Origin of the sequence: Amycolatopsis sp. 2-15, assembly GCF_030285625.1 — a bacterium.
Lineage (GTDB): Bacteria > Actinomycetota > Actinomycetes > Mycobacteriales > Pseudonocardiaceae > Amycolatopsis > Amycolatopsis carbonis.
Genome location: NZ_CP127294.1, coordinates 7,578,456 through 7,602,166, shown reverse-complemented (window position 1 = coordinate 7,602,166; position 23,711 = coordinate 7,578,456). Strand labels below are relative to the sequence as shown.

Genomic DNA, 23,711 nt, shown 5'->3' with positions numbered 1-23,711 from the left:
AGGGGAAAGTTGCCGGCCGCCACGGCACCCCATAACGAACATTCATGACCTGAAACACCGTGTACTGGAGCGGAGTTGAGGATCATGACCTCCGATGATGTGGCAGACGGACTCACCAATAGACAGCACAACGGCGTTGCGGGTCAGGCTGCCCCGGGCGCCACGCCCGGCCCCGCTGGGGCCGGACGCCACCGCCGGGGAGGCGCTGACGGCGTACCTGCGGTCCCAGCGGGAACGGCTCGCCCAGTCCGAGCGGGCGATCCGCCACGACGTGCCGGACGCCGCGTTCGATCTTCGCACCGCGGTCCGGCGCACCCGGGCGGCGCTGCGCACCTACCGGCCGCTCGTAGCGGATCAGCAGCTGGTGACCGAGCTGATCGACGAGCTGCGCTGGCTGGGCCGCGAGGTTTCCCTGGCCCGCGACGCCCAGGTCGCCCGGGAGCGGATCACCGCCGGGCTGGACGAGCTGGACGACGAACTGCACCGAGGCCCGGTCCGGACCCTGGTCTCCGAGCACTTCGCCCGGGTCGACGCGGCGGCCGGTGCCGCGTTGTCCGAGGCGCTGGACTCACCCCGCTGGCTGGCCGTGCGCGGCCGGCTCGAGCTGTTCGTCGACGACCCGGCACTCACCGCGCCGGCCGAGCGCCCGGCGGGCACCGAGCTGCTGGTGCACATCCGGTCCACGGCCGAGCTGCTGCTCGAGGCAGTGCGGCGGTGCGACCCTTCCGACGCCGGGCTGCACGCGGTGCGCAAGGTCGCCCGCCACCTGCGCGAATCGGCGCTGGTGGCCCGGCCGGTGGTGGGGCCATCAGCCAAACGCTTCGACCGCAGGCTGGAAAAGCTGCGGCGGCTGCTCGGCGAACACCAGGACAGCGTGGTCAGCGGCCGGGCACTCACCGAGCTGCTCGCCGGCGCGGAGGGGGCCGGGCAGAGCGGATTCACCTTCGCGTTGCTGTACGGCCAGGAGCGAGCCCGCGCCGAGGCGGTCCGCCACCGGCTGCCCCGCTGCTGGGACCGGACCTGGCGCCCGGCGTACGTGGACTGGCTGGACGCCCCCTGGTACTGACCTGAGCATTCGCCGATCCCGGGAAGACGGTGACCGACGTTGCGCGCGGGGGAGAAGCACCTGGGTGCGGATTCGGTCCCCGTGGTCGACGTTCGAGCCGGCAGGTCTCGCTGAATTTCAGCCCATCCATCGCCCACTCGTCGATTTCCGTTCACACCGGCTCGCCGTGGCTACACCTTTTTGTTTTCCGGGAAATGTGGGCACAATCGAGCGCATGGACTCCGAAGAGCTGCGCGCGACCCAGGCCCCGCTGAAGGACAAGTACCGCGACGAACCGGCGAGTGCGCTCGTCACGCTGCATGCCGACGCCGAACTGGACGGCCTCGGCATCTCCTGCAAGGTCGAAACCGGCCGCGCGATCGTCGAGGCCGGACTGCACCCGGCGACCGGCGGCGACGGCACCCTCGCCTGCTCCGGTGACATGCTGCTCGAAGCGCTCGTCGCCTGCGCCGGCGTGACGCTGCGAGCGGTGGCGACGTCGCTGGGCCTCGAAGTGCGCGGCGGCCGCGTCCGCGCCGAGGGCGACCTCGACTTCCGCGGCACGCTGGCCGTCGCGAAGGACGCCCCCGTGGGCTTCCGCGCGATCCGGCTGTCGTTCGACCTCGACACCGATGCCGACCCCGACCAGCTCGCGACGCTGAAGAAGTTGACCGAACGCTACTGCGTCGTCTTCCAATCGCTGCGGACACCGCCGGACTTCGCCGTGACGCTCGCGGCGAACTGAGCCGTCGCAGAACGACGGTACGCCACAGCTACTCTGCGCTCGTCGCGCTGAAACGATCAGTCGCTGCCCCTTCGCCGTAGCTGCACGCGAGGGCGACGTTGACCGAGCCGGTTGTCCGTACCTGTTCGAGCAATGACGAGGTCTGGCCACCCGCTTAGCGAGGATGGCTGTCCTGGACTGCTCCGCGGTCGTCCTTCAGCGCGCCGAGCCGGTCGTCAGTCGAGCGCGAGCGGGTGCCCGGCCAGCGGGTCGCCTTGCGTGCGTTGGTCGAAGAACAGCCCGGACGGCGGCTCCATGACGGGCAGCGGTTCATCGGAACGGTGCCCGCCGATGCATTTCGCGAATGGTCCGGTGGCGGGGTCGAGCAGGGCGCGCATCATCGGGTCGGCGTGGTGGATCCACCACGCCGACATGCCCAGCGCCGCGTCGAAGCGCAGGTTCTCCCAGGCGCGCCACACCGAGTCCAGGCGGGACAATGCCTGCGCATGCCTGTACCACTCGGCACACCACGCCCACCCGGATCCCGCGGGTGGCAGCGGGTACAGATAACGCAGGCGGTCGGTCACGAATTCGTTGACATTCCCATAAAATAGTCTGGCCGACCCGTCACGAGCTTTTTCTTCTTCGAGAATCTCGTTGGTCGACTTGTTCGCGTCGTCATCGGGTTGCGCGTTCACGGTATCCTTCCCCTCGTCGGTGTTCGACATCGGCTGCCTCCCAGTGGCTCCCCAGGCGTCTCAGAATTTCTGCGAGCATCGTGACGGATTTGTTCAAAGAGGCCTGGTCTTGGATAACTCCGGAGTCGTCGACCTGCTGCCGGTAGAGCGTTACCGCGCGTCCCGCGAACTGCTCGGCGAGCATCGACTTGCGCCGGGCCGACTCCGGCGAGTGCCGGTCGAAGCGGGCGCACAGGCTCAGTGCGCGGGCAACTCGATGAAACAAAAAGGCCTGGTCTTGCACGGCTTCATCGAGTACGGCTGCTGCTTGGCATCGTCGCTGCGCGTCGAGGACCGTATCCCAGGCATCGTCAACCATTCCTGTCATCGCCTGAGACTCGGCCAAGCGGAGCAGAGCGTGGCAGAGCCACAGGTTGGCGTGATCAGAGCCGGCGGCGAGCAATTGACGCCGCACCGACACCTCCCGCTCGGTGACCTGAACGGCGTCCGCGAACTGCCCGGTCATGGTCAACGCATGCGACAGGTCCACGCAAGTTTGAGCCAACGGGACCTTGTGCGCCGGGTTGTGCGACGCCAACGACGTCCACCGAAGGTACGCATCACGGAGTGGTGCCACGGCACGGTCCGCGGTGGTGACGCGGGACGTGTAGCTCGACCCGAGATCGAGAAGCGCCTCCGCCAGCGCTTCGGTCACCCATTCTTCGGGGTCGGTGATCTGGCGATAGTTCGCGATGGCCTGACGCCATCGGGTCCGTGCCTGTGCGGTCCGATCGTAGTCCGCCAGTACGGCCGCTTGATCGTGCAATGCGGCGGCGTAATATTGTGCGTAGACAGCCGGCGCATGTGCCGTCAGCCTGCGGAACTCGGCGATGGCCTGGTCCAGAGCCTTTACTGCGGCGGAGGGTTTCTGCTGTCCGAAATATGTCCAGCCGAGGTCAGCTGTGATGTCCGCGCGTACCCTGATCTCGCCGGGACTGAGCCCGCCAAGATGGTGGTCAGTGATGCGATGCGCCTCGACAAATGTGTCCAGTGCATCTTGAAAGCGCTCGGTGGCTCTGTAAATGCGGCCGCGAATTTGCAGAGAATGAGCGTGGTTGGCGATCGCTGTTCCCGTGGTCGCCGCGCGCTTGCGGAATTCGATCGCCCGGCCGATCGAGTCCAGTGCGTCGGCGAGCTCTTTTGAATCACGTTGGTCGCAAGCGAGGTTGTGCCAGAGTTGGGCCAGCGTGTGCTCGTGAACCGTGGGCAGGTCTTCGGCCAGGGGAGTGAGCAGGGCGATCGCCTCCACCGTCAACTCCATCCTTCGGGCTCGGTCCTCATTTTCCAAGGACACGGAAAGGCCCAGCAGCGCGTCGGCGAGGTCCGGGTCCCAGGCGTCCGGGTTTTGCGTGGCCAGGGTTCGCGCCGCCTCTTCCGCCTGCTTGCTCGGGTCCGCGATCTCCGCGAATTTGCGCAAACGCCACAAGTTCGAGCTGTGTGCGTCGAGTGCCTTCGCGAGCAGATCGGGAGCCAGTTCGGGATCCACGGCGACGACTTCCCGCGCGAGATTCACTGCCTCCGTGGTGTAACCCACCGACCGAGCGCGGTCATCGTATGCGATGTCGTGGATCCCGAGTTGCCACAGCACCGGTGACAGGGTGATGAGCGTTCGAGCCAAACCCACCTTGTACGGCAGGGAATCCACTCCACTGGAGAACGCGATCAGGGTGCGGGAAATACTCAGCGCCTCGCTGCCCGCTTCGTACGCCACATGCCGGTCCCCGGAAAGGCGCGCCGCTTCGGAGAGCGCGACCAACGATTCCGCGTGCGCGGCCCGATCGGCGATCGACCCCTCCGGCCCTGCCCACACCGCACGGATCTTCGCCGCCTCCTCGGACGCCTGCACGGCCGCCGCCCAGTTGCCGACGGCAGCGTGCCGTCGGCCCAGGTTCTGCACTGCCGCGGCGTAATCGCGGGAGGACGAGCCGTCCGCGGCCTCGGTCAAGTCGCGCAGCCGCACGGCGACGTCGAGGGCGTAGTCGCGCAGCACGTGCGACTTTTCCGGAAGGGCGTCCGAGTGCCCGCGCATCATCGCGACCGTCAACGGACGGTCCGGCGCCGGCTGACCGAGAACGTTGCCCAGCGCGACGACAAGGCGCGCCGCCTGGTCCTTCCGCCCGTCGTTCGCGTGGGCGACCGCCGCCCGCGCCAGCACCGTCAGCAGGTGCGTGCGCTGCTCGTCCGTCGCGCCACCGAACAGGCTCGGCAGGAACTCTTCGTCGGCCAGCACCTCGGTGCTCGCGTGGAATTCCGCGAGCCGATCCGGTTCCAGCTGGCCCCAGTAGCGCTCGGCCGGCGGCGGGTACAGATCCCGCACCACCCGTACGACCTCTTCGACGGTCGAACTCGGGTCCTGCGGCAACGCCCGCCCGATGGTCTGCTCGGATTCCTTCCGGGTGCGGGTGGGGCACAGCACCGCCGCCGCGACCGCCCGAGCAAGAATCCAGTCCGCCCGCTTTCCGAGGTCGGACTCGGCCGACCGCGCACGCCAATACCTTCTTTCGTGGAACAGCAACTCTTCCTCGACCGAGTCGCCGCTTGCCGGGCCACTGCCGTCCAGGCCTTGGCGCAACAGGGTGACGAGGGCGCCCATCTCGACCTTCAACGCGGTCTCACCACGCGTGGCCGTCGGCGGGACGACGAGGTCCGCCGCGATGCGCGACCACTCGACTCGGTCGTAACGGTCGACGGCGGGCAGATGCCGGGCGAGGCCCTGGGCCACCTCGCGAAACCAGCCCGCGTGGTCGCTGCCGTCATCGCTGAGAGCACGCAGCCGGGTCTCGGTCCGCACCCGGATTTCGGCGGTCCGCTCCCATTCACCGCGGGCGCGGGCGAGCAACAGCAGGCGCACCGGGTGCGTGGCCCCGCTCGCCCAGGCCGAAAGGTTCCGAAGCAGCTCCGGCTGGGTCTCGGCGTAGTCGACGATCAGCAAGACCGGTTCCTGAACTCCACCCGGGCTGTCCCGATCGACCTTCGCGTCGCGCTTGACCAGTCCGGCGACCCAACCCCGCCGGCGCAACCGCCTCGCCAACTCGCGGCCGAGCCGGGTCTTGCCTTGGCCGCCGGGGCCGGTGACGACGTGCACGCTGAAGCGGCTCCGGTCGAGGCACCAGTCCGTCAGTTCATCGAGTTCGGCGGCGCGGCCGTGGAAGGGCACGGCCTCGGCGTCCGGACGCAGCACCATACTCGGGGCGGCGAACTCGCGGCGCGGTGGCGCGGGCTCCACCAGGTGCCGGAACTCGACCGATTCGAGTTCGACCGGTTCACTCGACTCTCCCTCGACGATCTCGACGAACTCGGGATCCTGAAGGAGCTTGCGGGCCCGCGTCGCGTAGAGCCGCCGGTTTCCGTGGTGGTTGTCGTCCTGGACCACGATGCCGACGAGCAGTTCGGCGCAGAAGACCGCGGCGCCCGAAATGCCACTCCATTCGTGGCCCCCGCGGAGGTCGGGGGACGAACCCTGGTGCAGCACATAGGTGCCGTTCGGGCCCGACGACAGCGGGTCGAGCCTGCCCCCGAGCTGCTCAACGGAACGAACATTGTCGTCGTAGATCGCGAAGTCCGGATACCCGACACCGGAATACTCGCCGCTCGCGTTCGTGACCAGCGACCCCCAGCGAACACCGGGCCGGAAGGGCGCCGGCCTCGCCAGTCTTAACAAGGCGACATCGACGTCGGGGCGGTGCCAGCAGACGGTCGCATCGGACCGGTGGAGGGACGCCTCGTCGTCGACGTGTCCCACTCTGACCTTGATCGTGGGCGAGGCGCCATCCGCCGCCGGCTCGGGCCCACCGTCGATCTGCCGTTCGACGACAACGTGACGCGCCGTGATCACCAGGGTCGGGCTGATCAGGTACCCGGAGCCGACGCTCGTGCTGCGCCCGCCGGTGCCGACCCGGATGTCGACGAGGCTCGTCCGCTGCACCGGCTACTCCATGTCGAGATGCTTGCTGCTGGCGACTACCGCGCGTTCGCCGCCGAGCGCTGCGTCTTTGACGTTGAGCTTGAGCTTCACCTTGTGGCTGTTCGCGCTCGTGCCCTTCGCATCGCCGCCGACGACCTTGAAATCGACTTTTCCGGTCTTCTCCCGGCGCGCTTCGACGAGGAGCTCGACCTCGACTTCCAGCACCTCGAACCGAAGTTGGTGATTCAGCCCGGCATCCTGGGCCACCCCCAACTGGAAGCGCAGGTGGTCGATCGCCTCCGCCAACCCGATCTCGTCCAAGCCGTCCTCCCCCTCGGATCGCCTGCGCCCCAACAGTGTAACGCCGGCGTTCGTGCAGGGTGGTTATAGCAGACCAACCCCCCGCATGGCTCATCATCCCCGGTCTCGACTGCTACGGACAGTCACCCGAAGATCCCGGGAGATCACGAGTCGCACGGCGGCGATACTTCGATCAGAGCCCGGTGCGTCATGCCGCGAGGTGTGAGGTCAGGAAACAGCCAGCCCGGCCGTTTGTCCTTTTTGGATAGCCGGGCCGTGGTGCGGGGTGTGTCGGTGAGTTGTCGGCGGCGCTGATTTGATTGCACACGGCTGCGCAAGCTGCCGGTGCCGATCGTGTGCGAGCTCGGGCAAGAGGCCAGGCCTGCTTTCGGTCACCAGCGGGTGGGGCAGTCGGCGGCGGGCAGTCGGATTTCGACGATCAGGCCACCCGTGGGGGCCGGGCTCGCCAAGGCATCGCCCCCGTGGGCGCGGGCGATCGAGCGCACGATCGACAAGCCCAGGCCGGCGTTGCGGGAGTCGCCGATGCGATCTCCGGCGAGCCGGCGGAACGGTTCGAACACCGTGGCCGCGGCCTCCTCAGGGACCACCGGGCCCGAGTTGCCGACGGTCAGCGCGGGGTCGCCGCCGGTTTCGACGTGGACCCAGCCGCCGCGGGTGTTGTACGTGATCGCGTTGACCACCAGGTTCGTCACCAGCCGTTCGAGCAGCACCTGGTCGCCGGCGACGGTGCGCGCCCGCAGATTCGACTCGACCGTCACCCCGGCGGCCTCGGCCTGCGCGGCGGTCGAGGCGAGCACGGTACCCACCACCTCGTCCACCCGCACCGGCGAGTGCGTGGCCAGTCCGCGGTCACTGCGCGCCAGCACCAGCAGGCCTTCGATCATGCGCTCGCTGCGCTCGTTGGTCAGCAGCAAGTGTTCGCCGAGCTTGCGCAGCTGCGGACCCGCGTCGGGGTCGGCCAGCGCCACCTCGATCAGCGTCCGTTGCGGAACACGGCGGAGAAACTCGTGCAGGCCCCGGCCGGCTGACTGACTTCTACGCCCACGTCGACGCGTGCGAAGTGGCGCCGGTGCTCGAGGGATTCGCCGATGAGGCGACCATGACCTACGGGTCCAACGACCCGATGGCCGGCCGCGACGCGATCCGCGGCGGTCTCGAGTGGTTGTTCACCACCTACAGCAGGATGCGCCACGAGTTCCGCAATCTGTGGTCGTCCGGTGCGGTCCTGCTGCTCGAGGCCAACGTCACCTACGTCCGGCCCGACGGCCGCGAGGTCACGTTGCCGGTGGTGACGATCATCGAGCACCGAGACGGGATCATCGGCGGCCTGCGCATCTTCATCGATCCGACACCGACACAGGTCGGGTGAGCGATGACCCGATCTGACATCGCGATTATCGGCGCCGGAATCGGGGGACTGACTCTGGGGCTCGCGCTGCGCCGGCACGGAATCCGCTCGCGGATCTACGAGCAGGCACCGGAACTCGCCGAGGTCGGCGCCGCGGTCGCGCTCGCCGCCAACGGCATTCGCGTCCTGCGTGATCTCGGGATCGGATCGGCGCTCGAAGAGACCTCGGCCGTCCCGACGGAACTCGTCTACCGCCATTGGTCCCATGGTGACCGCTTGGCCGCCCACCCCGTCGGTGCGTGGTACGAGGACCGGTTCGGCGCCCCGTTCTGGGGCGTTCACCGGGCACACCTGCAGCGGGCTCTCGCGCAGGCGTGGGGCACCGCCGATCTGCATCTCGGCAAGGAACTGACCGGCCTGTGCCGGCAGGGCGACTCGACCGAACTCACCTTCGCCGACGGGTCGAGCACCACGGCCGGCCTGGTCGTCGGCGCCGACGGCATCCGCTCGCGCGTGCGCGTGTCGATCACCGACGTGGTCCCCGTGTACTCGGGAACCAGCGGCTTCCGGGGCCTGGTCACCCGCGACGACGTGCCCGATCTGCCAGACCCGGATGCCGTCCAGTTCTGGTTGGGACAGGGCGCCCATCTGCTGCACTACGCGACCGGCGAGTTCATCAACTTTCTCGCCGTGCTCGAAGGGCCGAAACGATGGACCGCGCCGGGCGGAGTGGCGAACACCGAGGACGGCCTGCTGGCCGCCGCGTTCCGAGGCTGGCACCCCGCGGTCAGGACGATGATCGACGCTGTTCCCCAAGGGCCGCAATGGGGTCTGTTCGCCCTGCCCCCGCTCGCCCGGTGGAGCAACGACGGCGCGGTGCTGCTCGGCGACGCCGCCCACGCCATGATGCCCCACCACGGCCAAGGAGCGAACCAGACGATCGAAGACGCCGCGGTCCTCGCCGATTGCCAGAACCGGTTCGAGGACGTCCACACGGCACTCGCCGGCTACGAGCGCTTGCGACGCTCGCGGACGTGCCAGGTCCAGCGCAGCTCCTGGGTCACCTCAGCGCTGCTGCACCTGCCCGACGGCGACGCCGCGGCCACGCGCGATCGCCGGCTGCTCGACCTCGTCGACGACTTCAGCTGGATCCACGAGTAAGACCACCGCGAGCTGCTGCTCCAAGCCTGAGCAAAGGAACGCACCACCATGACCACATCGGACATCGCCGGCGCTCGCTTCGAGCTGGCGCACATGGCGCACGCCGAGCTCTACACCCCGGACATCGAGGCAGGCTGTGGTTCTTCACCCAGCTGCTGGGCATGCGCGAGACCGCACGCCCCCGGGGCTCGGCGTACCTGAGCTGCTACGAAGACCCCTACCACCACAACCTCAAGCTGACCGAGCGCGATACGCCCGGGCTCGGCGCGCCCGGCGGAGCCGAAGCGAACCGTTTCACTGGACGAAACGCTCAGCCGGAATTCATTCCGGCGGGCACTTGTCTTCGGGGTCAGGGCGAGCGGGGGAGGGCTTGCGGTTCGATGCGCTCCTCGACGATTCCGCGGGGGCTTTGCCGAGGTACTGGCCGGTGAACGACGCGGACTGCGAGGCGCTCCGTATCTCAAGCACGCGTCGCGAGGTGCCGCCGTGGAGCGATTCGCGGTGTGAGCTCGAGTCACCGGTCACGTGCTGTCGGTGGTGCCGTGGGTTTCGCCGGGCTCAAACAGGCTTCCGGTGTGCACGAACCGCGGCACTGAGCTCACCTAGCCGGTCTGCGGGAAGCCGAGGTTGATGCCGCGGTGAGTGGGGTCCGCCCAGCGGGTGGTGACGACCTTGCCACGGGTGTAGAAGTGGACGCCTTCGGTGCCGTGGGCGTGCGTGTCGCCGAAGAGGGAGTTCTTCCAGCCGCCGAAGGAGTAGTACGCCATCGGGACCGGGACCGGGACGTTGATGCCGACCATGCCGACCTCGATCTCGGTGTGGAACCGGCGGGCCGCGCCGCCGTCGTTGGTGAAGAGGGCGACGCCGTTGCCGTAGGGGCTGGCGTTGACCAGCTCGATCGCCTGGTCGTAGGTGTCGACGCGCACGATCGACAGGACCGGCCCGAAGATCTCGTCGGTGTAGATCGACATGTCGGTGGCCACGTGGTCGAACAGCGTCGGTCCGACGAAGAAGCCGTCGCCGGCGAGGCCGCGGCCGTCGACGACGAGTGCGGCGCCGGCCTGTTCGCCGGCGGCGATGTAGCCGGTGACCCGTTCCTGCGCGGCTTTCGTGACCAGTGGCCCCATGTCGCAGCCGAGGCGGCCGTCGCCGGTGCGGAGTTTCGCGGCCCGGGTGGCGATCTTGTCCACCAGTTCGTCGGCGATGTCCCCGACGGTGACGACGACGGAGATCGCCATGCAGCGCTCCCCGGCCGAGCCGAACCCGGCGTTGACAGCTTGATCGGCGGCCAGGTCGAGGTCGGCGTCCGGCAGAACGACCATGTGGTTCTTCGCGCCGCCGAGTGCTTGGACCCGTTTGCCGTGCGCGGTACCGGTTTCGTACACATAGCGGGCGATCGGCGTGGAGCCGACGAAGGACACCGCCTTGATGCCGGGGTGCGCGAGCACTGTGTCGACCGCGGTCTTGTCGCCGTTGACCACGTTGAACACTCCGTCGGGAAGGCCCGCCTCGCGCCACAGCCGGGCCAGCCACAACGCGGCGCCGGGCACCTTCTCCGATGGCTTCAGGACGACCGTGTTGCCCGCGGCGATCGCGATGGGGAAGAACCACATCGGGACCATCGCCGGGAAGTTGAAGGGCGAGATGATCGCCACCGGTCCGAGCGGCTGCCGGATCGAGGCGACGTCCACGTTGGTCGACGCGTTGTGCGTCGCTTCGCCGTTGAGCAGATGTGGCATGCCGCAGGCGAATTCGACGACCTCCAGGCCCCGGGCGACCTCACCTGCGGCGTCGGAGAGCACCTTGCCGTGTTCGGCCGTGATGATGTCCGCGAGCTCGTGCGAGCGGGCGTTCAGCAGCTCGCGGAATGCGAACAGGATCCGGGTACGGCGGGCCAGCGAGGTGTCACGCCAGGCGGGGAACGCGGCGGCCGCGGCGTCGATCGCGGCGCCGGTTTCCGCCGCCGAGGCCAGCGGCACGTGAGCGGTGACCGCGCCGGTGGCGGGATCGGTGACGTCCGCGTGGGCGCCGGAGGTGCCGGGCACGGCCGCACCGGCGATCCAGTGGTTCAGCTGCACGGGGCTCACGGGTGGTCCTTTCTGACCGACGCGAAGGCGTCGTGCATGGTTCTGGCGAGCAGGGAAGCGTCGGATGCGATGGACAGGAACCGGAACCCGCGGTCCAGGTAGTCCGCCGCCGCGGCGGCTGAGGGCGCCATGATCCCCGCTGTCTTTCCGTGCCGTTTCGCGGCGGCGGCCACAGTGTCGAGGGCTTGCCGGAACGCCGGTGATGTGAACCCCAACGGCACGCCCAGCGCGTAGGAGAGGTCCACCGGGCCGATGAACAGCACGTCGACGCCGTCGGTCGCGGTGATCTCGTCGATGTCGCGAAGCGCGCCGACGGTCTCGACCTGGATGACGCTGACGACCTCGTCGTTGCGCGAGGCGAGCACTTCGGGCCGCAGCCCGAACCGGGCTTGGCGGTTGTAGGTCGCCACCCCGCGGTCGCCGTCCGGCGGGTATCGGAGGATCCGCAGGGCGTGCTGAGCGTCCCGGATTCCATCGATCCGGGGGATCATGATGCCGCTCGCCCCGCCGTCCAGCGCCCGCCCGGCCCGCGGCCGGTCACCACTTTCCGTCCGGACGATCAGCGGGACCCCGTAGGCTGCCGCCGAGGTCACCGACGGCCCGACCAGCTCCTCGGAACCCCCGCCGTGTTCCAGATCCAGCAGTACCCAGTCGGCGCCGGCCGCGGCCGCTATCTCCACCGCGACCGGGCTGCCGAGCCCCGCGAACGTGCCCAGCAGTGGCCCGTCGGCGGCAAGCTTTTCCTTGAATTGCACCGCGAAATGGGCGGTCATCGCGTCACCCCCGCACGGACCGCGTCCGCCGCCTTCGCGAAGTCGAAGGTCACGGTGGTCATTCCGCCGGTGACCTTGATGGTCTCGCCGGAGATGCTCCGCGCGCCCGGTCCGAGCAGGAACACCGTGAGCGCACCGATCTCGGCCGCGGTCTGTGCCCGGCCCAGCGGAATGGGCCGGACGTGTTCGGCGAAGATCTGTTCCGCCGGCAGTCCGGTCCGGTCGGCGTCCTCGTGCAGGATCCGGTCCCAGATCGGGGTCCGCACGATGCCGGGAGCGATGGTGTTGACGGTGATGTCGAGGGGGCCGAAGTCGAACGCCAGCCCGGTGCCGAACCCGATCAGCCCGGCCTTCGACGCCGCGTAGGCCGCCTGGCAAGCGGCCGGGACAACGCCGGAGATCGAGGCGATGTTCACCACGGCGCCGCCGCCGTTCTCGGTGAGGACCGTGCCGACGGCGTGGGTGGCCCGCATGGTGCCCTCCAGGTTCACCCGGAGGATGCGCGTCCACTCCTGTTCGCTGTTGTGGAGGAAGTGCTTGATCAGCGAGATCCCCGCGCAGTTGACCAGACCCCAGGTGCCGTGTGCTGCTCGGGCGGCCTCGGTGAGGCGCGTGGCCGAGGCGGGGTCGGTCAGGTCTGCGGTCAGCGTGGTGGCCTCGCCCAGTTCCGTCGCTACGCGCGCCAGCCCGGCTTCGTCGAGGTCGACCAGTACGAGGTCGTAGCCGGCCTCGTGCACGGACCGTGCGATGCCGGCGCCGATCCCCGAAGCCGCTCCGGTGACCACGACAGTCCGTTGGTGCGCCATGGCCGGCTCCTCATTTCCCGTCACGGCTTGAAGACGATCTTCAGGCCTTCGCCGGCCTGCGCCAGCGAGATTCCTTTGTGGATGTCCGACAGCGGGAGCACGTGGCTCACCACGCGTTCGAGCGGGAGCTTGCCGCTCTGGATGAGGTCGAGCGATTCGCGCATGGTGTAGCGCATCAGGAACGCGCCGAGAATGCGCAGCTCCTTGATCGTCACGGTCATCGCGGACAGGTTCGCGCGGTAACTGTTGTTGATGCCGATGACCACGATCCGTGCCTGGTCCGCCGCGACGTCGACGGCGGTGTCCAGCTGCGAGCCGACGGCCTCGAACACCAGCGTCGCGCCGCGGCCGCCGGTGGCGGCCAGTACTTCCTCGCGTACGTCGACACTGGCCGGGTCGAGCACCAGGTCCGCACCGGCCTGTTTGGCGACTTCGGCGCGTTTGACAGCCGGTTCGACCAGGATGACCTGTTCCACGCCGAAGTGCTTGAGCGCGATGACGGCGAGCAGGCCCATCGGTCCGCCGCCGAGGACGACCGCGCGGTCGCCGACCACGACTCCGGCCTTGTTGATCCCGTTGAGGACACAACCGAGCGGCTCGGCGAGCACCAGGTGCTCGTAGGGCACGTCAGCGGTCACGCGGTAGGCGTAGTACGAAGGCACCTTGACGTAGGTGGCCATTCCGCCGTCCCAGAAGAACCCTGGCGTGTTCGGCCACGGGATGTCGAGGTGCGGATTGTCGAACAACGGCTCGCAGAAGTTGCCGTGTCCGTCACGGCAGGGGCCGCAGCGGCCGCACGGCGGGTTCTGGTCGACCGCCACACGATCGCCCACCGACAGTCCGCGCGCCTGTGGGCCGGCGGCGACGATCTCGCCGCAGAATTCGTGCCCGAAGATCACGCCCGGCAGGCCCGGGTGGGTCGGGGGCGTGTGCAGGGCGTGCAGGTCCGAACCGCAGATGCCGACCGCGCCGACCTTGATGATGATGTCGTCGGGTTCGGTGATCACGGGTACCGCGTGCTGCTCCAGGGCCAGCACGCCCTCGCCCCGGAAGATCACGGCGGGCATCGTGTCGGGCAGGCTGTCGGTCATCGGTTGCTCCTCTGCTGGTCGGGCGGGAGTGGCGGGCTGCTTGGGTAAGGCCTCAGACACGGGTGGCTGCGAGGTCCACGACGTTCCAGCCGCGCGCGTGGTCGCCGAACGCGCGGTGCCCCTCGGTGGTCACGGTCACGGTGTCCTCGAGTTTGATGAACCCGCGCCGGGGGTGCAGCATCGTCGTTTCGATCGAGAGGACCATGCCGGCCGCCAGTGCGCGGGGGCCGTCGTAGTTGGGATAGGGAACCGGTCCGGTCGAGGTGAGCCGAGGTGCCTCGTGGCTGATCAGTCCCATGCCGTGGGCGACGAAGGTGGTCACGGCACGGTGGGGGCTCGTGGCCAGCACCTCGCCTGCCCGGTCGAAGATCGCCTGGCCGACCACGCCATCCGCGATGGGCTCCCGCGCGGCCAGCTGCACAGTTTCGACTTCGGCCAGCAGATCCTCCAGCTCGGCGTCGGGTTCGCCGAGCACCGCCATGCGCGCGAGGTCGCCGATGTAGCCGCCCAGGTTGCCGCCGGAGTCCAGGCACAGCACCTCGCCGGGCGCCCAGCTGGCGTTCGACGGCGCGCGGTTGTGGCTGGCGCCCATGCTCACGAGGCAGTACTCGAAGGTCATGCCGAGGCGGGTCTGTTCCTGGCGCAGGGTTTGCACGATCTCGCGTTTCGTCGAGCCTGCGCCGTGCCCGCCGAAGGTCGCCCGCATCGAGTCGACGATGGCGTCCGACGCTTCTTCGAGCAGCTTCAGCTCGTCCACTCGTTTCACCGCGCGAAGGCGTTCCAGCACGAACTGGCCGTCCCGCAGCGTCATCGACGGTTCGACCGCCAGCCGCTGGTACGCCTCGACGGGCAGGAAGGATCCTTCGATGCCGACCACGGCTTGTCCCGGCAGCACTCGGAGCAGGTGTGCGAGGGCGAGTTCGATCGCGTCCTGCGCGCGCCACGTGCTGGTGTCCACATCGGACACCCACACCGGATCGTTGTCCAGCTGCCACGATTCCATCGCGTTGCCGATGTAGCGGGTCGCGTCGAGCTCGCCGCGGACGTACACCAGCGTCGGCAGGTACCGGCTGACCCCGATGGCGTCCATGTAGTCGAAGAAGAAGAACCGGTGCCCGCCCAGCAAATACTGGACGTTGTGCTTCGAGGTCACGATCAGTGCGTCGAGCCCGGCGCTTTCCATGAGATCGTCGAGGTGCCGGTGATCAAAAGGGGGATTCACGAAGGCCTCCTGTCGTGGATGTGATGGGGATCAGGCATCGGTCACCGAGAGCCTTCGCTGGTTGAACGCGTCCAGCAGCACGGCCACGAGGATCAGCGCGCCTTGGATGAACTGGACCCAGAACGGGCTCACGTTGAGCAGGGTCAGCCCGTTGTTGATGACACCGATGAGCAGGACGCCGATGAGCGTGCCCACCATGCTGCCCTTGCCGCCGAAGAGGCTGGTGCCGCCGATCACGACGGCGGCGATCACCTGCAGCTCCAAGCCGGTGCCCGCGGTGGGGGTGGCGGCGCCGAGCCGGCCCACCAGAACCAGCGCGGCCAGCCCGGCGCACGCGCCGGCGATCAGGTAGGCGTGGAACAGCACCCTCTTGTCGGGGATTCCGCTCAGCCGCGCGGCCTGCCGGTTGCCACCGACCGCGTAGATCTGGTGCCCGAGCGTGGTGCGGGACAGCACGAGGTGCCCGACGAGGAACATCGCGGCGAGGAGGAACACCGGGACGGGGACAGCGCCGATCGTGGCGCCGCCGAGCCAGGTGAGCCCGCTCGGCAGTCCGTACACGCTCTGGCCTTGACTCAGCTGCAAAGTCAGGCCCCGGCCCATCCCGAGCACGGCGAGGGTCACGATGAACGGCGCCAAGCGCAGCCACGCCACGGAAATCCCGTTGAACGCACCGATCGCGGCGGCGATCACCAGGCAGGCCACGACACCGAGGAACCCGGCCAGCCCGCCGTTGACCAGCTGCGAGGCGATCATGCCGGACAGCGCGACGTTGGAACCGACCGACAGGTCGATGCCGCCGGTGATGATCACGAGCGTCGCGCCGACGGCGGCGATACCCACCACTGTGGACTGGGTGAGAATGTTGGTGAAATTGCGACTCGACAGGAAGCTGTCGGACAGGAACGCCATCGCCACACAGGCCAGCACCAGCGCGACGATGATCGGGGTTCGGGGATGCCCGGCAAGGCGCCGCAGCACGGACGGCGGAGGTGGATCGGGCCTGCGGGTTTCTGCCGTCTTCTCCGTGGAGGTCGTGATCACCATGGTGGCCTTCCGTTTCTCACAGGCGAGTCAGGGGAGTCAGCCGGCGGCGGCCAGCTGGAGCACACGTTCCCGGTCGAACTCGGCTCGGCGCAGTTCGCCGACCACCCGCCCGGCGCGCAGCACGTACACGCGGTCAGCCATCGCGAGTACCTCATCGGTGTCGGAACTGGTCAGCAGTACCGCGGCGCCGGACTCGGCCAGCGTCAGCACGTGCTCGTGGATGCCCGCTTTCGCACCCACGTCCACGCCCCGGGTGGGGTCGTCGAGGAGCAGGACCTTGGGCGTGTGCGCGGCGGCTCGCGCGAGGACGATCTTCTGCTGGTTGCCGCCGGAGAGCTTGCCAGCCGGTTGACGGGCATCGCGAGTCTTGACACCGAATCCGGCGATGGCCTCTCGGGCGAGGCGTTCCTGCCGGCCACGGCGCAGCCAGCCGGCCCGGGCGAACGAGCGGTACACCCCGTAGGACAGGTTGTCCACCACCGACGCGTCGAGCACCAGGCCTTCCGCCTTGCGATCCTCGGGCGCATACACCACGCCGTGGCGCACCACGTCGTGCGCTCGCGCGGGAAGGGGATGGCCGTCTACCTCGACGTTCCCGCGCGAGCGCACGGACAGGCCCGCCAGCGCTTTGAGGAGCTCGGTACGCCCGGCGCCCGCGAGGCCGACCAGACCCACGATTTCGCCGGATTTGACCTGCAGCGTCGCCCGTTTGACGCCGGGTGCGTCGAGCTCGCGGACCTGGAGCCGGTCGGCGCCCACCGGCCGATCCCGCCAGGGGTAGGCGTGGGCCATGTCCTTGGCGAGCATGGCCCGCACGAGCTTCGCTTCGTCCCACTCGCCGACCGGGCCGACGCCGACGAGCTCACCGTCCCGCAGCACCGCGATCGTGTCGGCGATCTCGAACAGCTCGTCGAGGTGGTGGCTGACGTACAGGATGGCCATACCCTGCTCGCGCAACGACGTGATCGTGGCCAGCAGACCCTGGGCGTCGCTTTCGGACAGTGCCGAGGTCGGTTCGTCGAACACCAGCACACTCGCGTCACGAGCGAGGCACCGCGCGATCTCGGTGAGCTGCCGCTGGGCCAGCGAAAGCTGCCGCACAGGCCGGTCCAGTGGCAGGTCGGCCAGCCCGACGCGGTCGAGCGCGGCCCGGGCGGCCCGTTTGGCCGCGCCGCGCCGAACCACGCCCAGCCGGGCGGGCTGGCGGCCGAGCACGAGGTTGTCGAGCAGGCTCATGTCCGGGACGTCGGTCAGTTCCTGGTAGATCACGCTGACACCCGCGTCGATCACCGCTCCGGGCGTGGTGGGCACATCGTGGCCGCGGAGCAGGATCCGCCCCGAGTCCGCCGCTTCCGCGCCGGACAGGAGCTTGATGAAGGTGGACTTGCCCGCTCCGTTCTCCCCGGCGAGCGCGGTGACGGTGCCCGGCGCGAGCGTCAAGGACACCTCGTGCAGAGCGCGGATGCCCGGGTAGGACTTCGACACCCCGAGGAACTCCACCACCGGGACGGGCTCATCAGACCTCATCGGACCAGATCCCGTAGCTCTTGACCTCGGTCGAGTCGATGCTTTCCTTGGTGATGGTCGCCGAGGGCCAGTCGATCTGCTTCTGGACGGACTTGTGTGCCTCGAGATCGGCGACGGTGTCCACGGCCTTCTGCATCATCTTGATCGGGTTCTGGCTGATGCTGGCGTCCTGGACGCCGGCGCGCACGTCCGCGATGGCCGGCTTGGAACCGTCGACGCCGATCACGATGATGTGCCCGGGGTCGCCGACCGGCTTGAACCGGCCCTGTGCCTTGATCGCCGCCGACACGCCGACAGCTTCGGCGTCGTTGGCCGCGAACACCGCGTCGATCTGGGGATTCGCCTGGAGGATGTCCACCATCAGCGCGTTCGACTTGGCGGTGTCGTAGCCGCCGTCCTGTGCCGCCGCCACCCGCAGACCGGGGTAGTGGGCCAGCTGCTGGCGGAATCCTTGTTCGCGCCGCGTCGCCGACGGCGTGCCCAGGATGCCCTGGATGTCGATGACCGTCCCGGTCGCAGAACCCTTGCGGGCCTTCAGCTCCGCGGCGATCCGGTCGACCGCGTCGCTGCCGGCCTTGACGTCGTTGATGGTGATCGTCGCGGTGATCGGCGGGACCACGCTGTCGGCGATCGAGATGATCGGTACGTGCGCCGCGTCGGCCGCGGACACGGCCGGTGCGATCGCCTTGCCGTCGGCGGGGACAGGAGAATGTAGTTCACACCCCGGCTGATCAGGTTCTGAATGTCGGTGACCTGCTGCGCGGCGTCGCCGTTCGAGTTGGTGGTGACCAGCTTGTAGCCGTATTTCTTGGTCCCTGCGTCCAGGCCCTTCTGCATCCCCGCGAAGAAGGGGTTGGACAGCGTGTAGGTCGAATAACCGATCGTGACGCCAGACGCGTTGCTGCCGGAAGCACCGCCACACGCGACCAGACCGGCCGACACGGCCAGAGCGCTCATCACAGTCGCTGCCAGCGAACGAAGGTTTCTCATCTGGGCTCCTTTGCCGAGATCGATCAGGACTCCGCGCCACTCCGGTCGCCTGTCGACCGAACACTGAGAGTGTCTGGCGAGCCGTGGCGACGGGCGCCTGTCGCCTGTCGACCGATTACGCTAGAGTGGCTCCCGGAAGGTGTCAACACACCCGGCAGGAGCTGTCGAAGTCCGCCCGTGAGAATCGTGGTGAGAGCCGGGTGCGACCTGGGGTGAACGGGAGGGGTGCACGTGAGCGAGCCGACTGTGCAGTGGGAAACGATGCGGATCGACGAGAACGCGCCGAAGCGGGCGCCGTCACTGGCGGATCAGACTTACGCCACGTTGAAACGCTGGGTCGTGTCCGGCGAACTCGAACCCGGTTCCGTACTCAGTGAAAACGATCTCGCCCGGAGGTTCTCGATCAGCCGTTCCCCTTTGCGGGAGGCGATCCGCCGTTTGCAGGACGAGGGCTTGCTGGACGTCTCCGGGCCACGCGGTTTCACGGTTCCGGCGCTGTCGGTGGAACTGGTCCGGCAGGTCTACACCGTGCGCCGGGCACTCGAGGTGGCCGCGGCCGAGACTGCCACCCGGATCCCGTCCGACGCGCTGGCCGCCATGCGTGAACGCATGGACCTGATCGGGGACTCGATCGATCGGGGCGACCTCGAACCGTTCAACGTCGCCGACTTCGACTTCCACGACCTGTTCGTGCTCAACTGCGGCAACCCTCTGCTCGTCAACCACATTCACCGCTTGCGCGGGCACATCCAGCGCATCATCAACTGGGCCGGGCAGTTCCACGAGCACACGGAGCTGGCGTACAAGGAGCACCGGGCGATGCTCGAGGCCATGGAAGCGGGCGACACCCGGGCGATGGGCGAAGCCGTCGACACCCACATCCGCAATGTCATGGACCGCCTGATCGACAAGCTCGACGCCGCCCGGGAAGCCGCGACCACCGACTGAGAAGAGACTCTCCGCCATGCCGAACCCCGATTCCTTGCTGAGCACGTGCTGGACCTCCGCGGGTGATGTGATGCCGCTGCGCAACGGCGACCTGAGTCCGTTCGACATCCGAGACCGGGTCGCGGCGGCCGCCGAAGCGGGGTTCAGCGGGTTCGGGATCACGCACACCGACCTGGTCGCGGTGCGCGACGGCATCGGGTTTCCCTCGCTCGCGAGGGAGTTCGAGCACCACGGCATCACGACCGTCGAGGTTGAGTACATCGACGACTGGTGGTGCTCGGGGGAGCGGCGCTCACGATCGGACGTGGTGCGCGCCGATCTCCTGCACGCCGCCGAAGCCCTGGGTGCCTCGCACATCAAGGCCGGCGCCGGGCAGACCGGTGACACCGTCGAGCCGGACGTGCTGCGCGCGGAGTTCGCCGCGCTGGCGCGAGAAGCCGAGGCGGTGGGCACGCGGATCGCCCTGGAGCCCGCCGCGTTCTCGATGATGACGACGATCGAGCCCGCGGCGCGGCTGCTCCGGGACGTGGCGCATCCGGCGGGCGGGCTACTCGTCGACATCTGGCACGTCTACCGCAGCTCGATGTCCTATCAGGACCTGGAGCGCATCCTGCCACCGGAGTACGTTTTCGCCGTCGAGATCAACGACGGGTACCGGGAGGTGACCGGAACCCTGTTCGAGGACACCTTCGACAACCGGCTGTACTGCGGCGAGGGGGCCTTCGATGTCGTTTCCTTCGTGAAGTCGTTGCGGCGCCTAGGCTTCACGGGACCGTGGGGTGTGGAGATGATGTCGCGTGACCACCGCACGCTCGACGTGCGCACCGCGACCAAGCAGGCCGCGGCGGCCGCGGCCGACCTCCTGGCGTCCGCTCGATGAAGGTCCACTCGCCGGCACAGTCCCTGCACGTCGTCTCCGTCTCGACCGAAGCCGCGACGGTGACGGGGGAGATCGTCGAGACATTCAGCACTCTGCGGGAGCTGCTGGCCGCTCACGACGATCAAGCCGGGCCGCTCAGGGTCGCCCTGGTCACCACGCACCCCTGGGAACGACGCCGGCCAAGCGGCTCTCGCCGAAGCCGTCCGCGGCGTCGCGCAGTCGCTCGCGCGGGAGCTGGGCGCGCGGATCCGCATCAACACCGTGGTGTGCGATGCGGAGTCCGAAAAGGATCTGCAGCCGACTTTGGACTTCCTCGCCGGCTCCGGTTCCGGCTATGTCACCGGCGCGACGATCGACCTGCGGAGGCCCTGATGACCTACCTCGTGACCGGTGCGACGGGCGCCATCGGCTCGGCGATCGTCGCCGAGCTGCGGGCCCGATCCGAAACCGTCATCGCACACGGACGCAGCATCCGCACCCCGTCCTGCGACGGGATCGTGCAGTGGATCGGTGGCGATCTCCTTGCCGCCGAGGGGCAAGACATCATCCGCGAAGCCTCGGCCGGTGGTTTGGCCGGTGTGATCGCCGCCCACGGCATCCCCGGATCCGCCCCGCTGGCCGACCTCACCCGGGCCTTCACCGAACGCGTCATGCGGATCAACTTCGAATCCTTGCTCGCCTTGCTCGAGGCCACCCTTCCCGCCCTGCGACGCCGCCGTGGCCGGTTCGTCGCCGTCGCCTCGCAAGCGGGCCTGGTCGGGGAACCCGACAACGCCGCCTACAGCGCGTCGAAGTTCGCGGTGGTCGGCTGGATCCGGCACATTGCCGGCCAAGCGAGTGACCAGGACGTCACGTACCACGCCCTCTGCGCCGGCTGCACCGAGAGTCCGCTGCTGACCGCCATACACGATCAGTTCGCCAGAGCCCAAGGCACCGCGACCGCCGAGGAATTCGCTGCGCTGCGACAGCGCAGCATCCCGGTCGGTCGCTTCGCCACACCGCATGAAACCGCGGCGGCCGCCGTCTACCTGGCCACCGCGGACGGCCCCCGCCCGACGATCCTCGCCGAGAGCGGAGGCGAAGTCGTCTGGTAGAGGCGATCCGCCGTTCGCTGCCCTGGGCGCAGGCTGCCGCGAGCTGACGATCAGGTGAACAGCCGTTGGACCTGTTCGTACTGGACATTCGCGAGGTGGGTGAATTATTCATGCAGCTCCAGGGCGCCGAGGTCTTCCGAACTGCGGCGGCGGCGCACGTACTGCGCCCTGGCGACGGAAGGCGCTAGAGCGGCAGGTTGTCGTGCTTGCGGATCGGGGCGTCGGCCTTCTTTGTGTCGAGCAGGCGGAGGGCGCGCAGCAGCCGTTCGCGGGTGGTCGCGGGGTCGATGACCTCGTCGATCAACCCGCGCTCGGCTGCTTCGTAGGGCGGTTTTCCGTCGACGACGGCCGTGGGCCAGGCCAGGCAGAGGTCGGCGCCGAGGTGCCGGGAGCTCATCGCGACGTATCCGATGCCCTCCGCGCGGCGGATGATCACGGTGAGAGTGGGGACAGTCGCTTCAGCGTAGGCGTACAGCAGCGTCGCGAACCGCCGGATCGCTCCCTGTTGTTCTTGGCTCGGCGTGGCGGTGAAGCCCGGGGTGTCGACGAAGGTCAGCACAGGGATGCCGTAGGCGTCGCAGGTGCGGATGAACCGCGCGGCCTTGATACTGGCGTTCTCGTCGAGCTGTCCGTCGGCCTCGGCCGGCTGGTTGGCAACGACGCCTACGTTGCGGCCGCCGAGGCGGCCGAAGCAGGTGACGATGTTGGGGGCGAAGCCCTCGTGGACGGGCAGCAGCTCTCCGCCGTCGAGCACGCGGTCGAGGATCCGGCGGACGTCGTAGGCCTGCTCGGCGCCGGGGATGACGTCGTCGAGGGCGTGATCACGCCGCTGCTCAGGTGGCACTCTGGTCCGAGCATCCTCAGTGGACAGATAGGTGAGCAGGTCCCGGACGTAGGCGATGGCGCCTTCCTCGGTAGCAGCGATGTGGTGGGCGGAACCCGAACGGGTGTGGTGTACCAGCGCGCCGCCCAGTTCCTCGGCCGACACCTGCTCGCCCAGGGCTTCGCGCAGGACCGACGGCCCGGTGAGGAACATCTGCGCCGTGTGCTCGACCATGACCACGAAGTCGGTGATCGCGGGCGAGTAGACCGCGCCGCCCGCGCACGGCCCCAGGATCAGCGATATCTGCGGCACCATGCCGGACATGCGGACGTTGCGGCGGAAAATGCCACCGTAGAGACTCTGCGCGACCACACCCTCCTGGATCCGGCCGCCCGCGCTGTCGTTGATGCCGATCATCGGCACGCCGGCCTGCATCGCCATGTCCATGACCTTGGCGATCTTCTCGCCGACCACCTCGCCGAGACTTCCCCCGAACACAGTGAAGTCCTGGGAAAAGACACACACCTCACGGCCGTGCACCGTGCCTTGCCCGACGACGACCGCGTCGCCGAGCGGGCGGTCGCGGCCCTGCCCGAGACTGGTGGACCGGGTCCGGACGAAGCTGCCCACCTCGAGGAAAGACCCGGGGTCCAGGAGCAGATCGAGGCGTTCCCGCGCGGTGAGCTTGTCGCGGGCGTGCTGGCTGGCCGCGGCGATTTCCGCGCGCGCCCGCGCGGTTTCCCGTAGATCGACCATCGTGGAGATCGCGTCCGACGTCCAGCTCTTGTTCACCACACTGAAACTTTCGGCAACCATGGTGGCCCTTCACCCTCGCCGTGACCCAGGCGGACCATGCGGGCCGACGCCGGAATCGCCTGGTGCAGCACGGAAATCGATCGGATCGACTCCTCGGCTCGACGCCTGACGATCTTCAAGTTACCGACGCCTCAAGACTTAGGCCAGGGACGAGAGTTGAACGGGCAAAGCGCGGGTACGACCGGGAAGCCGCGGAAGTCCTTGTCAGGGTGGGAAAAATGCTCCGGCGGCACCCGTTCGGCGTAGCTTCGTTCACGGTCGGTGAGCCTCGGCGCGGCGCGCGGTGGGGGAAGGCACGGGTGACGGCGTCGTTCGTGCTCTGTCGCCGAAAGGTTCGATGACGCTCAGTCATTTCGGGTGAATCATG

The 23,711-nt window shown here is 68.5% G+C and carries 19 protein-coding genes and 2 pseudogenes; 8 read left to right on the top strand and 13 right to left on the bottom strand.

Annotation, left to right across the window (positions count from 1 at the left end):
• The first annotated feature begins 94 nt into the window (after positions 1-94).
• Together QRX50_RS37535 and QRX50_RS37530 are read left to right on the top strand one after the other, a co-directional pair.
• On the top strand, positions 95-1,066 hold the full coding sequence (locus tag QRX50_RS37535; protein WP_285967809.1) for a CHAD domain-containing protein: 972 nt from the start codon (positions 95-97) through the stop codon (positions 1,064-1,066).
• A gap of 214 nt (positions 1,067-1,280) precedes the next feature.
• Positions 1,281-1,790 carry an OsmC family protein gene (locus QRX50_RS37530; RefSeq protein WP_285967808.1) on the top strand — a complete coding sequence of 170 codons (510 nt, stop codon included), beginning with the start codon at positions 1,281-1,283 and terminating at the stop codon, positions 1,788-1,790.
• A gap of 215 nt (positions 1,791-2,005) precedes the next feature.
• Here the strand turns inward: QRX50_RS37530 and QRX50_RS37525 are convergent, their stop codons facing one another.
• The 4 genes and pseudogenes from QRX50_RS37525 to QRX50_RS37510 all read right to left on the bottom strand — a co-directional run.
• Positions 2,006-2,497 carry a DUF4913 domain-containing protein gene (locus QRX50_RS37525; protein WP_285967807.1) on the bottom strand — a complete coding sequence of 164 codons (492 nt, stop codon included), beginning with the start codon at positions 2,495-2,497 and terminating at the stop codon, positions 2,006-2,008.
• Positions 2,448-6,431, bottom strand: coding sequence for a trypsin-like serine protease (locus QRX50_RS37520; protein ID WP_285967806.1), 3,984 nt, complete (start codon positions 6,429-6,431; stop codon positions 2,448-2,450). The genes QRX50_RS37525 and QRX50_RS37520 overlap by 50 nt, the downstream gene beginning before the upstream one ends.
• A 3-nt stretch (positions 6,432-6,434) precedes the next feature.
• Complete coding sequence (locus QRX50_RS37515) at positions 6,435-6,731, bottom strand: trypco2 family protein (protein WP_285967805.1); 297 nt, start codon at positions 6,729-6,731, stop codon at positions 6,435-6,437.
• Between the two features lie 371 nt (positions 6,732-7,102).
• Positions 7,103-7,717, bottom strand: a pseudogene (locus QRX50_RS37510) (sensor histidine kinase); the annotation flags it as partial.
• A gap of 83 nt (positions 7,718-7,800) precedes the next feature.
• Here QRX50_RS37510 and QRX50_RS37505 point away from each other — a divergent pair.
• The 3 genes from QRX50_RS37505 to QRX50_RS37495 are packed head-to-tail and all read left to right on the top strand — an operon-like array spanning position 7,801 to position 9,441.
• Entirely contained in the window at positions 7,801-8,100 is a 300-nt protein-coding gene (locus QRX50_RS37505) for a nuclear transport factor 2 family protein (RefSeq protein WP_285967804.1), read from the top strand.
• Positions 8,101-8,103: 3 nt separating this feature from the next.
• Positions 8,104-9,240: an FAD-dependent oxidoreductase gene (locus QRX50_RS37500; protein WP_285967803.1), complete on the top strand. Its 1,137-nt coding sequence runs from the start codon at positions 8,104-8,106 to the stop codon at positions 9,238-9,240.
• Between the two features lie 48 nt (positions 9,241-9,288).
• Positions 9,289-9,441, top strand: coding sequence for a hypothetical protein (locus tag QRX50_RS37495; protein ID WP_285967802.1), 153 nt, complete (start codon positions 9,289-9,291; stop codon positions 9,439-9,441).
• Between the two features lie 401 nt (positions 9,442-9,842).
• Here the strand turns inward: QRX50_RS37495 and QRX50_RS37490 are convergent, their stop codons facing one another.
• The 8 genes and pseudogenes from QRX50_RS37490 to QRX50_RS37455 all read right to left on the bottom strand — a co-directional run bounded on the left by QRX50_RS37490 (position 9,843) and on the right by QRX50_RS37455 (position 18,630).
• The gene (locus QRX50_RS37490) at positions 9,843-11,318 is read right to left on the bottom strand and encodes a CoA-acylating methylmalonate-semialdehyde dehydrogenase (protein WP_285974664.1); all 1,476 of its coding nucleotides are present in this window, start codon (positions 11,316-11,318) and stop codon (positions 9,843-9,845) included.
• 5 nt (positions 11,319-11,323) lie between these two features.
• Entirely contained in the window at positions 11,324-12,100 is a 777-nt protein-coding gene (locus tag QRX50_RS37485; RefSeq protein WP_285967801.1) for an HpcH/HpaI aldolase family protein, read from the bottom strand.
• Positions 12,097-12,906 carry an SDR family NAD(P)-dependent oxidoreductase gene (locus tag QRX50_RS37480; protein ID WP_285967800.1) on the bottom strand — a complete coding sequence of 270 codons (810 nt, stop codon included), beginning with the start codon at positions 12,904-12,906 and terminating at the stop codon, positions 12,097-12,099. The genes QRX50_RS37485 and QRX50_RS37480 overlap by 4 nt, the downstream gene beginning before the upstream one ends.
• Positions 12,907-12,926: 20 nt before the next feature.
• A complete protein-coding gene (locus QRX50_RS37475; RefSeq protein WP_285967799.1) occupies positions 12,927-13,997 on the bottom strand; it encodes a zinc-dependent alcohol dehydrogenase in 1,071 nt (356 codons plus the stop codon).
• Between the two features lie 52 nt (positions 13,998-14,049).
• Entirely contained in the window at positions 14,050-15,219 is a 1,170-nt protein-coding gene (locus QRX50_RS37470) for a M24 family metallopeptidase (RefSeq protein ID WP_285967798.1), read from the bottom strand.
• A 30-nt stretch (positions 15,220-15,249) separates the two neighbouring features.
• Positions 15,250-16,266, bottom strand: coding sequence for an ABC transporter permease (locus QRX50_RS37465; protein ID WP_285967797.1), 1,017 nt, complete (start codon positions 16,264-16,266; stop codon positions 15,250-15,252).
• A gap of 36 nt (positions 16,267-16,302) precedes the next feature.
• On the bottom strand, positions 16,303-17,793 hold the full coding sequence (locus QRX50_RS37460; RefSeq protein WP_285967796.1) for a sugar ABC transporter ATP-binding protein: 1,491 nt from the start codon (positions 17,791-17,793) through the stop codon (positions 16,303-16,305).
• Positions 17,783-18,630 (bottom strand): annotated as a pseudogene (locus QRX50_RS37455) (sugar ABC transporter substrate-binding protein). Before QRX50_RS37455 ends, QRX50_RS37460 begins: the two are co-directional and overlap by 11 nt.
• 384 nt (positions 18,631-19,014) lie before the next feature.
• Between QRX50_RS37455 and QRX50_RS37450 the strand changes: the two are divergent.
• From QRX50_RS37450 to QRX50_RS37440, 3 genes are all read left to right on the top strand, one after another.
• On the top strand, positions 19,015-19,731 hold the full coding sequence (locus QRX50_RS37450) for a GntR family transcriptional regulator (protein ID WP_285967795.1): 717 nt from the start codon (positions 19,015-19,017) through the stop codon (positions 19,729-19,731).
• 16 nt (positions 19,732-19,747) lie between these two features.
• Entirely contained in the window at positions 19,748-20,611 is an 864-nt protein-coding gene (locus tag QRX50_RS37445) for a sugar phosphate isomerase/epimerase family protein (protein ID WP_285967794.1), read from the top strand.
• 371 nt (positions 20,612-20,982) lie between these two features.
• On the top strand, positions 20,983-21,705 hold the full coding sequence (locus QRX50_RS37440) for an SDR family NAD(P)-dependent oxidoreductase (protein WP_285967793.1): 723 nt from the start codon (positions 20,983-20,985) through the stop codon (positions 21,703-21,705).
• 184 nt (positions 21,706-21,889) lie between these two features.
• Here the strand turns inward: QRX50_RS37440 and QRX50_RS37435 are convergent, their stop codons facing one another.
• Positions 21,890-23,344: an acyl-CoA carboxylase subunit beta gene (locus QRX50_RS37435; protein WP_285967792.1), complete on the bottom strand. Its 1,455-nt coding sequence runs from the start codon at positions 23,342-23,344 to the stop codon at positions 21,890-21,892.
• Between the last annotated feature and the right edge of the window lie 367 nt (positions 23,345-23,711).